12 protein-coding genes are annotated in these 12,060 nt (G+C 65.9%); 1 reads left to right on the top strand and 11 read right to left on the bottom strand.

Annotated elements, in window-relative coordinates; translation table 11 throughout:
- Positions 1-190: 190 nt before the first annotated feature.
- The 9 genes from ACFVHY_RS22910 to ACFVHY_RS22950 form a co-directional block, all read right to left on the bottom strand.
- Positions 191-1,132: an ArdC-like ssDNA-binding domain-containing protein gene (locus ACFVHY_RS22910; protein ID WP_390275645.1), complete on the bottom strand. Its 942-nt coding sequence runs from the start codon at positions 1,130-1,132 to the stop codon at positions 191-193.
- 346 nt (positions 1,133-1,478) lie between these two features.
- On the bottom strand, positions 1,479-1,850 hold the full coding sequence (locus ACFVHY_RS22915; RefSeq protein WP_390275646.1) for a hypothetical protein: 372 nt from the start codon (positions 1,848-1,850) through the stop codon (positions 1,479-1,481).
- 372 nt (positions 1,851-2,222) lie between these two features.
- Positions 2,223-2,582 carry a hypothetical protein gene (locus ACFVHY_RS22920; RefSeq protein ID WP_390275647.1) on the bottom strand — a complete coding sequence of 120 codons (360 nt, stop codon included), beginning with the start codon at positions 2,580-2,582 and terminating at the stop codon, positions 2,223-2,225.
- Between the two features lie 88 nt (positions 2,583-2,670).
- The gene (locus ACFVHY_RS22925) at positions 2,671-4,263 is read right to left on the bottom strand and encodes a ParB/RepB/Spo0J family partition protein (RefSeq protein WP_390275648.1); all 1,593 of its coding nucleotides are present in this window, start codon (positions 4,261-4,263) and stop codon (positions 2,671-2,673) included.
- A 98-nt stretch (positions 4,264-4,361) separates the two neighbouring features.
- Complete coding sequence (locus ACFVHY_RS22930) at positions 4,362-4,640, bottom strand: hypothetical protein (RefSeq protein WP_390275650.1); 279 nt, start codon at positions 4,638-4,640, stop codon at positions 4,362-4,364.
- 27 nt (positions 4,641-4,667) lie between these two features.
- Positions 4,668-4,898: a hypothetical protein gene (locus ACFVHY_RS22935; RefSeq protein WP_390275652.1), complete on the bottom strand. Its 231-nt coding sequence runs from the start codon at positions 4,896-4,898 to the stop codon at positions 4,668-4,670.
- 588 nt (positions 4,899-5,486) lie between these two features.
- Positions 5,487-5,618: a hypothetical protein gene (locus tag ACFVHY_RS22940; protein WP_390275654.1), complete on the bottom strand. Its 132-nt coding sequence runs from the start codon at positions 5,616-5,618 to the stop codon at positions 5,487-5,489.
- 288 nt (positions 5,619-5,906) lie between these two features.
- Positions 5,907-6,584 carry a hypothetical protein gene (locus tag ACFVHY_RS22945; protein ID WP_390275656.1) on the bottom strand — a complete coding sequence of 226 codons (678 nt, stop codon included), beginning with the start codon at positions 6,582-6,584 and terminating at the stop codon, positions 5,907-5,909.
- A 39-nt stretch (positions 6,585-6,623) separates the two neighbouring features.
- Positions 6,624-7,664: a hypothetical protein gene (locus ACFVHY_RS22950; protein WP_390275658.1), complete on the bottom strand. Its 1,041-nt coding sequence runs from the start codon at positions 7,662-7,664 to the stop codon at positions 6,624-6,626.
- Between the two features lie 402 nt (positions 7,665-8,066).
- Here ACFVHY_RS22950 and ACFVHY_RS22955 point away from each other — a divergent pair, with 402 nt between their 5' ends.
- Entirely contained in the window at positions 8,067-9,563 is a 1,497-nt protein-coding gene (locus ACFVHY_RS22955; RefSeq protein ID WP_390275660.1) for a DUF6350 family protein, read from the top strand.
- 148 nt (positions 9,564-9,711) lie between these two features.
- Here the strand turns inward: ACFVHY_RS22955 and ACFVHY_RS22960 are convergent, their stop codons facing one another.
- Both ACFVHY_RS22960 and ACFVHY_RS22965 read right to left on the bottom strand, forming a co-directional pair.
- Positions 9,712-10,686, bottom strand: coding sequence for a hypothetical protein (locus ACFVHY_RS22960; protein WP_390275662.1), 975 nt, complete (start codon positions 10,684-10,686; stop codon positions 9,712-9,714).
- A gap of 45 nt (positions 10,687-10,731) precedes the next feature.
- The gene (locus ACFVHY_RS22965) at positions 10,732-11,811 is read right to left on the bottom strand and encodes a DNA methyltransferase (protein WP_390275663.1); all 1,080 of its coding nucleotides are present in this window, start codon (positions 11,809-11,811) and stop codon (positions 10,732-10,734) included.
- Positions 11,812-12,060: the final 249 nt, after the last annotated feature.

The raw sequence follows: 12,060 nt of genomic DNA on the forward strand, positions 1-12,060 counted from the left end.
GGTAAAACTTGGGTTTTGGGGCGGGGTGGGTGGGTCCCCTCCAACTTTTTTTGTTTTTTCCGTCGGGGGGGGGGGGGGGCGGGGGCGGGGGGGTGGCGCCGGCCGCCACCGGGAGATGCTGTGCGGCCGCCAGGCCGCTCCGCTGTGCCTCCCGGCCGGGGGCGCCGAGCGGGCGGCCCCGACGCTGGGGTTAGGCGGCGTCTTCGGTGTCGGTGAGGGTGTCGGGGTCGAGTGCTGCGGCGATCTGGCGGGCGGTGGCCAGGACGCGGGCGGCGGTGTCGGCGATGACGTCGGTGTTGCCTTCGGCCCATCCGGCGATGTAGCCAATGCTGTAGTCACTGGTGTCGACTCCGAGCATTCCGGCGGCGACGTAGGCGACGGATTCGGCTTCGACCTCGCAGCGGCCACGGTGGGCGATGTACTCGGCGGCCTCGATGTCGGCGTGCATGAGGGCGTGGGCGGTCTCGTGCAGCACGGTCTTGGCGGCCTGGGCGTCGGTGAGGTCGGCGGCGATGACGATACGGCGGGTGCCGTCGGTGGTGGTGTACCCGTTCGTGCCGGTCTCGGGGATCTGTTCGCGGCTGACGGTCCAGCCCTGGGCGGTGATGTAGTCGACGGTGCGGCTGTAGAGGTCGGCGGGATCATCACCGATGAGGGTGTGGGCGGGGGTGGCGAGGTCGACCCAGACTCGGGCCTTGGGGTTCTTCTTGCGCATCCAGTCGGTGACCTCGGTGATGGGGTCGGTCTGGGCGATGTCGAACACGGACAGGATCGGGTAGGTGGCGATCTTGCGTTCGGTTTCGTCGCCGGTCTCGGCGTCGGTGTCGGTGATCTTGCGGGAACTGAATCCGCGGATCCGGATCGCCTTTTCTCCCTTGCGGACGTGGCGTCCGAGTTCGAGCCACTTGTTGTATCCGGCGACCCGGGAGGCGTTGGGGCGCTGGGCGAGGATCAGCAGCAGGTTGTTGAGGCTGTAGGCGTGGAACTTGGTGGCGTAGTCGAGGAACGCCGCCCACTCGTCGGTGCCGGTGAGCGCGGCGACCTTGTCGGTGATGGTCGCGTGCAGCTCGGCGGCGAGTTCGCGGCGTGCGGCGGCTCGCTGTTCGCGGCTGATGGTGGCGGTACGGGCCATGGTGGGTGCCTCCCTGGTGTCGGCCTCGGCGGGCCGGTGCTTTGCGTGACACCTGCCATGTCTTCGCCGGCGGGAGGTCGGGGCAAGGGTGTTCACAGCGAAAAAGTTGCGCGGACCGAAGGTCTGAAACCCGCAGGGCGGGCCAGTTTTTCGCGGCCCTTGCCGCCGTGCCGACCAGAGGTAAGACACTGGTGGGGGTCAGCAAAGCAACCCCGATTCACAGGGCGCGGCGCAGCCGCTCCGTTGGTCTGTAGGTACTCGACTAGTCGAGTAGTCGAGTAGTCGAGTAGTCGCACGGAGGTCGGGCCGGGGCCGCCGTGGTGGCGACCCCGGCCCCGCTGCCCGGTCAGGCGATCCAGCGTCCCGGGGTGATCTGGCCTTCGAGTCCGCCGAGCCTGGCGGCGAAGGCGGCCGCATCGGCGAGGATGGGCCAGGGCTCGGTGAGCACCGCCTGCCAGGCGGCCCAGTCGGTGTCGTCGCCGCCGATGGTGGCGGCCAGGTCGGGGTGGCGGCTCTCGGCGAGCATCGTGGCGAGCTCGACGGCTGCCTTGCCCCGGCGGCTGGTGGTTCGGCCGGCGGCGATGAGGTGCAGGCCGGCGTCGAAGATGGCGTCGGCGGTGTCGGGGTTGGTGGCGACGAGGTCGGCGGCGGCCCAGAGCAGATCGGCGACGCTGCCGACGGCGGCGGCGGTGTCGACGGTGTGAGCGATGTAGTCCATGGTGAGTCCCTTCGTTGTGGTCCAGCCGGTGTGGCGGACGTCGAGAGACCTGTGCTGACCGGACGAGGGTGGGCCGTCAACCCCGAAGAAGCAGGCGCGCCGGAAGCCACTTTCGTTTAGGAGCGCAGCGAGTGAAAGTGGTTGGAGCGCACGGGCGGAGCGCAGCGGAGAACGGGCGGTAGCCGCCTGGTGTGGGTTGACGGCTCGGGCCCCCGGTCGGTCACACTTGGTCGACGTGCGCGCGCAAATAGGTGACCACCCACCTGAGTCGGGATTCTTCCCGGGTCGGGGGCGCAGCGCAGCGGAGCCATCGGGCCGGGACAACGCTGTGCGGCCGTCAGGTCGCTCCGCTGTGCCCCTCGGGCCGGTCGGTCAGCCCGTGATCGTGCGGCAGGTCCGGCATTCCCACTGGCCGTTGATGAGGGCGCACTTTCGGCGTTCCTCGCACAGCCAGCAGGTCTGTCCGGGCTTCTCCTGGTGACCGGCCTGGATCGCGACGTGTTGGTCGGCGGCGGCGTCGATGCGTAGTTGTTCCTGGGCGCGGTAGGCCAGGGCGACGTCGTGGTCGCGGGCGGTTTGGGCGTCGGCCGTCATCGGCTGGCCGCCGGGGTTGTGGCGCAGCATGGGGCCGAAGTCGTGGCGGCACTGTCCGCAGGGGTGGCCTTGGGTGTCGATGGGGTTGGCGCAGCCTGGGAGGGCGCAGCGGGGGAACAGTTCGCCGGTGATGGTCACTATGTTTCCTCGAGGTGGCGGGTGTGAGCGGGGGGCCGGGGCGGTGGGCCGCGACCGTGAGAGGTCGCGGCCCACCGCCGGACGGTGTCTAGTCGAGTGGCACGTCGGCGGCGTCGGTGTCACCGGCGATGACCAGCTCGACGTCGGAGAGGGTGTAGCCGGTCACCTCGACGAGGAAGTGCAGGTAGCCAGCGCGGGCGCTGACCTGGCTGCCACCGAGGTAGTTGCGGTCACCGACGTTGCGCCAGGCGTCTTTCCACATGTGCGCTTCCCGCGACGCGAGCGCGATGCCGAGTCCGATGATCTGGGCGCGGTCGGCGGTGGTGGCCTGCTCGATCAGGTTGGCGGGGTCGCCGCCGAGGATCGTGGCCGCGATCTCGGCGGCGTTGCCCTGCATGCTGTTCGCTCCGAACATGTCGTAGTGCTCGCGCATCGATTCCGCGATGAACTTCGCGACCTTCGGGGCGCTGCCCTTCGGCAGAGTCTTGCGGGCCAGCCACGCGGTCAGCATCTCCATCCGCACCTCGCGCGCGGTCACGCTCGCGGCGTTGAGGACCCGCACCCGGCGACGTTCCTGCTTGCGGGCCTCCTTCTCGTCATCGCTGAGGGCAGCGGTGGCGGTTGCGCTGCTCGGGGTGCTGTAGCCGTAGGAACGCTCGGTGAATCCGAGGTCGTCGTTGCGCAGGACGAACCAGGTGGTTTCGACTTCGCGGGTGACGTTGCGGGTGAGGGTGCGCGGGTCGCGCAATCCCTCGGCCGGTTCGGCGGCGTCGTCGAACACGTCGTCATCCAGCGACCAGTCGATGGTGTCCTCGGCGACCGCGTTGCCCTCGGCGTCGGTCCACGACTCGGTCTCATCGGCCCACACGTAGGCCACGCGGTGATCGACCGGCACATCCTCGATGGTCGCCGCCTCACCCTCGGCGGTCAGCAGATGGTCGAGCTTGTGGGCCTCGTTGTAACTCGGCTGGCGGGTGACAGCGGCGATCCCCTCGGCGGCGTAGGCGGCGACCTGGGCCAACAGTGCGGCCCGCTCGTCGCCGTTGTCGGCCAACTGCTTGGCCTGGTGCTCGAACCTCCCGCTGCGCGCGGCGTTGAGGAGCCACTGTTGGGCCTCGGGATCGTGGTCGTAGGCCGCGAGGGTCGCGGACTGCTCCAACGTCAACCCTGCTCCCTGGTCGAGCAGGTCGAGGGCGGTCGCGGACTTCGCGACCGCCAGGGTGGCGTCCACGTCCTTCTTCTTCGTGCGGGTGGCCTTGGCGATCTTGGTCGCCGACATCCCGGCCAAAGAGAGTTGTTCGATCGCGGCCACGCGGTCGGAGGCGCGCAACTCTTCGCGCTCGAAACTGGCCAGCTGCTCCACGATCCGCTCGATGGTCAACGCCTTGTCGTCGGCGTCGGACGCGACCGGCACGACGTAGACCGGGACGGTGGCAAGCTCGGTTTCGCGCGCGGCGAGCGTGCGGCGCTGCCCGTCGCGTACCCGAACCTGCCCGTCGACCTCGACAGCGAGGATCGGTTGACGCACGCCGTCGCGGATCGAATCAACGAACTCAGCGGTGAGGGTGGCTTCGGCCTCGGTGCGGATGTTGGCGTCGATGACCAGATCGGACGGGTTGAGGTGGCGCAGCTCGCCGGTCGGCACGGTCGCCGTCGCGGTGGTGGTGGTGTTGTGTGTCATGGGGTTTCTCCCTTACTGTGGTGGGTGAGACCCCGGCCAGTCATCACCTGGCCGGGTTTTCTTTTGTCCGCGTGCCGGATTGCGACGCGGAAGCTTCCTTAGAGGTCGCCGAACTCTTCCCAGTGGGCGATCGCGTCGGCGGCAGCGAGGGCGGGGGACAGGTCGTCGTTGTAGGCGTCCTTCCAGCCGAAATCGGGCAGGTCGCGGTGGCTGAATCCGTTGGTGCGCCTGCGGATAGCGCGGTCAACTCCGTACATCCACACGGCGAACTCGCGGTCGCCGTCGGCCTCGGTGATCCGGTTGGGTTCGTGCTGGGCGATATGGTCGGCGAAAGCTTCGACGTTGGCGGGGTCGATGGTGGCGATCCAGGCGTTCATCTTCGGTGTCCTTTCGGGTGCTGGCGGTCAGTTGTTGGTGAAGGTGCGGCCTGCGCCGAGTTGGTCGATTCCGCAGGCTTCGCACGGCCATTCACCGGGCGGGTCGATGTCGTCGGCGGGCACGAGGTAGCCGGTCTTGGCCATGAACGCCAGGACTTCGGCGGTGCTCTCGGTGTCGAGGCCGGTCATGTCTCCGTAGGCGACGGCGACGGCGCAGCTGGTGCACAGCTGGTAGGCGATGGTGGTGGCGCTGGTCATGGTGACCCCTCCCGTTGTGAGTGCTGGTTTGCGTTTGCACTGGCCATCTCTTCGCCGGAGGGAGTGGCGTGCAAGGGAGGAAGTGAAAAAGTCATCCGGGGCGCAGCCCTGAAACCCGCAGGGCGGATTAGTTTTTCACGCCTTGCGGGCCGCGACTGGAGGTAAGAGAATGAGTCAGGGCAACGCAAACCAACTCAGCCCGAAGGGCGTCACTGTGCGGCGTAGCCGCTCCGATTAGGTGGCGGCAGAGCCGGCAGACAAGACCGGGGCCCACCGCGGCCGGCACCTAGCGGCGTGACGCAGGCACACCCGACGCACGTGGCAGGCATGGCGATTGTGCGGGAACGACGCGGGCTGCGGGAGGGCTCGGTGCCGCGGTAGCTATCCGTAGATCAGGGAACCGAAGAGTGCCGTTTGCACGATGGCGTCTGCATCGCACGCATCGATCGCCTCGGCGGAGCTGATGCGGACCGCGGCCGTGATTCGCCGACGTTGTGCGTCCGAAACCACAGTCGTGCCGCGGACCACGGCGTTCACGCCTCGGACGATCGTTTCGAGGGTGATCACGTGAGGATTACCGGCGATGTCCTAGATGGTCGCTCGCGGATTGTTGCTCCAGCGGTAGCTGGAACAGGTCGCCCAGTAGCCGATCCCGCCTTCGAGTGCGCAGGTGTAGACGTCGGCCAGAAACGCCGTGCGTGCCGCGGTCCGCGTGGGCATGGCAGGGCTCCTTGAAATGCGCATCTACTCAGCACTAAGTCACTGGTGTCGGAGTATACGGAGCAGCAGAACCTGTGCGGCGGATCGACCGTCGTATCATCGTCTCGATGGTGTCGATGAGCCAGTCAGCGCGAATGTCGGTGATCGCGGCTGTGCTGGCACCAGTCTGACGAAGCGGGGCGACATCCCCGACGACACACCTTTGCACGGTACCCGGCCAAGACGATCCGGACGACGGGGGCGAAGTCGCCCGGCGCAGTCAGGCTCGTTGTTTAGAACAGGGTTCGTCTACTTCTGGCTCCGTTGGTACTGCCACACAGCGTGGTCGAGATCGGTAGGCGAGATGTTCATGTCCTTCGCTGCGGCGGTCAGAATTTCGAGCGAGAACCGCGGCGTAACACCGGTGCTGGAAAGTCCTAGAGAATCGGCGACAAAGCGGCTCACCATGCGATCGGGTTTCACGCCCGGTATCCCTGCCAGCATCTGCACGTAATGCCAGGTGATCCCGCTGCGTTGACCGGTCACAGCGCACCACGCCGTCCGCATCCGCGCCAGTTGCGCCTCATCCTGGGCCGCCTCGCGTAGATCGGCAGCGGTTTCGATCCCCGCCTCGTTGAGCACCCGGGCCGCCTCTCGAATCGCCTGCGATTTGAGAACTCCGCCGCTGGTGGAGGTGCGGTTGTTGTTTCCAATCTTCTGCGCCCACCCGTGCGGGCCGTCCAGTTCGTCGAAGGTGGCCAGCAACTCGGGGACGCCGTCGCGGTTCGGGTCTCCGTTTTGCTCGCGGCGATACGACCTATATCGGGACACCACATTCTCGACGCTGGAGTAGGTGACACCTGTCGATTGAATTGAGTCAATGACACAGAGCGCGAGGCCATCGCGGTAGCCCGGGGGCGCTTGGGAGCCGCGAAACTGCTCGCAGGCGGCGACAAGGACGCGTAGCTGTTCGGCGGTGTAGGCCATGGCAGCGACGGTACCGCCTGTATGTTCCGCAGGTTCGATTTAGTTGACGTTTAGAAGTTGTCGGTGGGGTCGGGCCAGCGGATGGTGACGGGATCGACGATGTAGTGCTTGCGGTTCTCGCCGATGATCAGGTGCCGGGTGCCCAGGCGCCGTCGACATGGTGGGGATGGTAGCGCCCGACCACGAGGCGTCCGGGTCGTTGGCGTGGCGAGGGGAGAAAGTCTTGAGGGGGGAAGTCGCACAGCCGAGCTCGAACCCGGTCCCCACCCCCAGCGTCAGTGGCGAGGGGATAGCGATCGTCGTCGTCGTCTGACCACTCGTATCCGCATGCGGCGCATCGCAATTCCAGGATAGTTCCGGTGACGCCACAACCGGCGAGGACCACATACGGTCCGGGCGGGCCGGGGGGGGCATACCCCACATCACTTCCAGGGTGCGCATCGCTGAACACACGGGGCACAGCGGTCGTTGCTCGAAAACGAGATCGGCGAGGGTGTCGGGGAGCGGTTGGTGCAGACGGCCGTGGCAGTCGGCGCAGACGGCAAAGGCCGAGCTGTCGGTGAACGCGGGGTCGTCACCACCACCGTGGTGGGTCTCGGCCACCCGTTCCGGAGTGAATTCCTCACGGCACCCCACACATGTGTGCGGTCCGAACGGGGGAGCCTCCGGCGGTTCGTCGCTGTGCCTCAGTCGGCACCACGAGTCGTCGACGTCGCGCCACGGCGTGGGGTCAGACGCCTCAGCTTCAAGCGCGACCAGGAAACGTTGCGCAAGCGGCTCGGTGAGCGTCGTAGGCGCCGCCGGCAGGTAGTCGCGTAACCGTCGTTCGATCGCTCTCAGGGACAGTCCGGCACTGTAGGGTCCCCACTCCGTCTCGGGGCTGGCGTTGATGCCCTCGCCGTCCGAACCACTGGACAGCGTCTCCACTTGGATGATGGCGGGGCTGGGCGCATCGGCTACGTAGACCATGATGTCGCCGGCGGCAAACGCCGACGGAGTCTGCCACGTCAGATCGTCGATGTCGGGGTCATCGTCATCGCCGGGGAAGAAGGAGTCGACGGCCTGCTGCCAGGGACGCACCAGACACAGGTGAACTGTAGGTGCTGCGGAACTCATTTGCACCGATTCTGCCGGTACCTTTCAGCCCCGTCAGCCGCGTCAGCTAATTTTCCTTCCACGCCATCGGGGTGGACCCGGACTTCCCGGACGTTCTTCGCGCCGTTGCCGGCGGGCGCCGTTTGGGCAGGGAATGGGCGCCGACTACGGGACGCCGATCAGATGACCGGGCCGTGATGAGGAGTGCCCGGCTGCCGAATTGCACTCGGCCAGTCGTCTGCGATCGGTGTAGAGACGGGCTGCTCGTCGGCTGACGGCCCGACGAGTGTCTGGCGCCGCGCAGTGATCTCGTGAGCTGTCTCCCTTTCACGGCCTGCTCGGCGCGTCTACGACGGCGTCGGCCGGGACCGTGTCAGGCTCGTGACGATGCCCTCCCTCAAGTCGGACCCGACCACGGACAATCTGGCGTCGCAGCTGCGTAACCTGCGGCGATCACGTCGTGCGCAGCGCACGGCGGCCGAGGGCTCGGCCCGGCAGCTCGCGGTTGTCGCGTTCACCGTTCCCGCGATAGCGCTGGTGACGCTGATCGTCGTGATGCTCTCGGTGCTGCTGCTGGCCGGCAGCGGCCTGACCGGACTGCCGAGTGCGATCGCCTCGGGCTGGCTGGCCGTCCACCAGGTGCCGGTCACGATCAGCGGGGTCACCGTAGGTGTGCTGCCGCTGTTGCCGACGCTGGCGGTCGCCGCCGGCACTGCCTGGCTGACGGCCCGGGCCGTCGCCGGTGGCACGAACTCGAACGAACGCGATCGGCACGACCTGTTCGACCTCGGCGCCGTCGTGTTCTCGGCGGTGATCGGTCCCGTTCTCATCACCGCGATGTCCCTGGCGGTCGTCATGGACGGCGGGTCGGTCCTGCCGGTGCAGACGCCCAACGCGCTGCTCGCGTTCCTCTACACCCTCGGCGTACACGGCGGTGCGGCGGTCGCCGGTGTCGTGTGGAGCCGACGTCGCGACTTCGCCGTCCGCGGGGGCGTGACCCACGCCGATCGTCGCGGTTTCCGGTACGGGCTGGTGGCGGCCATGCTGCTACTGGTGGCCGGAGCCGTGCTGGTGTGTCTGCGCATGTTGATGAGGCACGGGCAGATCGGTGAACTGATCGAGACCGGTTACGACTTCGATGGGTTCCTGGGACTCACCCTGCTGTCGATGCTTTACCTCCCGAACGTGATGGTCGCCGCGATGGCGGTGCTCGTGGGTTCCGACGTCCAGATCGGTGCGACGACCGTCGACCTGTTCACGGTCCGCGGTGACGCCGTCCCGCCCGTCCCGGTTCTCGCGGTCCTTCCCGACGGGCTGGGTGCCGGGGCATGGGGATTCGTCGGACTGCTCGTGCCGGCCGGGGTCGCCGCGTTCGTCGGCTGGCGATGCCGCGACCTCGATCCCATGGCCCACGTGCGTTCGGTGGGTGTCGCCGCGGCGGTCGCGGCTTCGGTGGTCGCCGTTCTCACCGTCTCGGCGGGTGGAACGCTGGGGGAGTTCGGCGAGGTCGTCGTGACGGTGTCGGCGGCCGGGGTCTTCACGCTGGGTTGGATCGCGGTCGTCGGCCTGCTCATCGTGCTCGTGTACGCCTTCCTGCCGTCGACCCGAGCGGCACGTCTCGCTGTCGGCGATGAGTACTTCGACGATCCACTCGACCTCGGTTACGAGGACGAATACGTCATCGTCACCGATCTGGACGAGGACGAGTACGCCGAGATCGACAACGACAGCGAGTACGAGGACGACGCCGAATCGCGCGACGACGGGCCCGCCGTCGCCGACTCCCCGGTCGGTTCCGCACCGGCGGTGAACCGGGTGTACGACGACGATCTCGATGAGACAGACTTCGCCGACGATACAGATTACGACATCTACCGCGGCTAACACGGCGCCCCTGATCACCGCCGCTGCTCACTCAGAATCGCCGCATCAAGTGGCACACTCCACGGCCATTTATGGTGCGCCGTGACAGTCGACAATCGTGACATGTAGCTGCGGTAACGGTCTCAGATGCCACTGGTTTGCGAGGCCTCTAGTCGAGGTCGTTGTCATCCCATGCATCGACCAAAGCCTGCATCAACGGTTTGAGGCGCTCTACCTTCTTCGCCGACAATTGCTTCTTCCGCTGTACTAGTTGCTGAAACAGTTGCATTCGTACCTCAGCTGGGTCAGCCTGATCAGAATGTATTCGTAAGAACCAGTTCCAGTCGCCAACCGAAATGCCAAGAACCTCAAGCTCATTGGACTGTTTTACGAAGTTGTCCATCAGGCCGGAAACGCGGGCTACGCGACCGAAGTTGCCGCCCCCATCGTAGCCTGGGACGTCCAGAGTCAGCTCGTCTTTCGTAGGATATGGGTGCGCGCCTTCTGGGTGGTGCACCGTGCGGTCTACATTTGGACCACGCACCCTGCGGGTGTGCTCCCAATAGTAGTTGCGATATTCTGCGGCCCAGCGGGCAGAAACTACGAACGGCTCTGCCGCGGACGGGCTCCCTGACAGGACGTTATCTAGATACCACGGCACGACGACAAGTAAGTCATGGTCGGCGCAGGCGGCGGGTGTTGTACCGAATCGAAAGGACGGCTCACCTTCTTTCGCAAGCAAAAACCAGCCTTTGAGTTCCACGCCTAGCGCGATATCGGGGCCACTGTCTCCGCCCTTCTTAGTCAGCAAGACGTCGGGAAAGCGCTGCGACTGCCGCTCGAAGGTGTAGCCGAGCCACTCGTCGTCAGGGTCCCAAAGGGCTCGTTGTTGGTTGAGCGCTTTGACTACCTGACCTTCAATCGCCGCGCCGAGAAGTGTGTTGAGCGCATGCAGATCGGTCGCTTCGACACCTGCGATGTGGTTGTCGAACTCGAAGAACGCTGGTAGCCCGACCAACACAGTGCGCAGCCTTGCCTGGAGCTGGGTCCGCCGATCTCCGGGGTCGAGGTCCGGCTCGATCGGTTCACTCGGACCATTATCGCCTGGCTGCTCGATCATGTTGATCGGTGTCTCCTCTGCCACGCCGCCAATTTGACCATGCGATGAGGTCGGGGGGCTGCAGTTCAGCTACGCGTCGAGTGTCCGCGTGTCGAGAGTCTGAGCCGCCGCTGCTGCTTCCTTGTCGGGCTCCGCCGTGTCGGCAGCAGCTTTCAGCCGCTCATAGGCGAGCTTGGCGAACTCTCGATCGATCTCTGCCAGATAGGCTTGGCGACCGAGCGCGACAGCAGCGACCGATGCGGAGCCGAGGCCACCGAACGGCTCCCACACGATGTCGTCAGGTCGAGTGACGGCCCGAACGAGCCGTTCCATAAACTCCAGCGGCTTCTGGTTCAGATGTGCCGAGGACCCCTTAGATGGCTTGTACACCCGGGGCGCAGAGCGTCGCATGCTGCCCTTGAGTCGCTCATTGTCGTGTAGGGGTCCTCTTTGCCATACGTTTGTGAGCCCGTGCTGATGAGTCCAGTGGTAGCGCAGCGAATCCCACTCTTTCGCGGTGACCGGAGCCGCGCCGTCGAGACTGAAGAACGGCCAGCCGTTGTCGTCGCCGCGGTCATTGGCATAAATAGCAAGCTTTTCGACCATGACTCCAGGGGGCCAGTACCACATCCAATCCTGTGTCAGATACTTGCGGGTCGCCGCATTCTTTACTCCGCAGGCCGCGTTCGCTTCGTAGAGGGGGAGGCCGGCACGCTGCCATTCGTGTCTGAGCCACTTCTTCACTGGCATCGGACCGTCGTGAGTGTCGACGGCGAACTTGCGGCGGTATAGAACGCACACCTCGGACACGACCGGGAAGGTACGGATAGTTTGGCCGTTGACGTTTCCGGCGATATGCGCAATACCCTTATCCCAGGTGATCGTTTGTACGTACTCCCAACCACTTTCGATTAGAAGTGGGTGCACGGTGGCCCAGCCGACTTCGGTATTCCAAAACCACAACGTTGTGGCGGGGCGCGCGGCTGCCGACCACGCCTGGATGTGGGGCCGGTACCAGTCGGCGAGCTCGTCAGGGCCTGTCGTGTCGCCGTGGAACCCTCTTACGCCGTATGCCCCGTCGCTGATGATGGTTACGGGGGAGGGCCATTTTTTGTAGGCGGTAAGAACGTCGCCTCGGTGCAGGCTGAAGGTGTCGTACGACATGGACATGCACAGGACGTTAGCTGGACCGAAGGACGATCCCCAACATTGGCATCCTGTGTCGCGTAGGGTTTTCCATTTTCCCTGCTCAGGGTCGGTGCGGGACCGGGTCCGATTCTCTGGTCTGACAGTCGAAAGTGAACCGCTCATCTAGTCACTCAACGGTACGACCGGTTGGCACAGCGCACATCCAGTGCCGATGGGGACGTTGGCGACGGCGACGGCGCAGAACCGGGAGGACCAACGGGCACGGGCGGC

This window comes from Gordonia sp. NPDC127522 (genome assembly GCF_042672305.1).
GTDB lineage: Bacteria > Actinomycetota > Actinomycetes > Mycobacteriales > Mycobacteriaceae > Gordonia > Gordonia hongkongensis.

Coding starts and splice junctions, on each gene's coding strand:
- ACFVHY_RS22930 (WP_390275650.1), bottom strand. CDS start 4,640: ATGAACGCCTGGATCGCCACCATCGACCCCGCCAACGTCGAAGCTTTC.
- ACFVHY_RS22965 (WP_390275663.1), bottom strand. CDS start 11,811: ATGTCCATGTCGTACGACACCTTCAGCCTGCACCGAGGCGACGTTCTT.
- ACFVHY_RS22955 (WP_390275660.1), top strand. CDS start 8,067: ATGCCCTCCCTCAAGTCGGACCCGACCACGGACAATCTGGCGTCGCAG.
- ACFVHY_RS22945 (WP_390275656.1), bottom strand. CDS start 6,584: ATGGCCTACACCGCCGAACAGCTACGCGTCCTTGTCGCCGCCTGCGAG.
- ACFVHY_RS22915 (WP_390275646.1), bottom strand. CDS start 1,850: ATGGACTACATCGCTCACACCGTCGACACCGCCGCCGCCGTCGGCAGC.
- ACFVHY_RS22925 (WP_390275648.1), bottom strand. CDS start 4,263: ATGACACACAACACCACCACCACCGCGACGGCGACCGTGCCGACCGGC.
- ACFVHY_RS22935 (WP_390275652.1), bottom strand. CDS start 4,898: ATGACCAGCGCCACCACCATCGCCTACCAGCTGTGCACCAGCTGCGCC.
- ACFVHY_RS22910 (WP_390275645.1), bottom strand. CDS start 1,132: ATGGCCCGTACCGCCACCATCAGCCGCGAACAGCGAGCCGCCGCACGC.
- ACFVHY_RS22940 (WP_390275654.1), bottom strand. CDS start 5,618: ATGCCCACGCGGACCGCGGCACGCACGGCGTTTCTGGCCGACGTCTAC.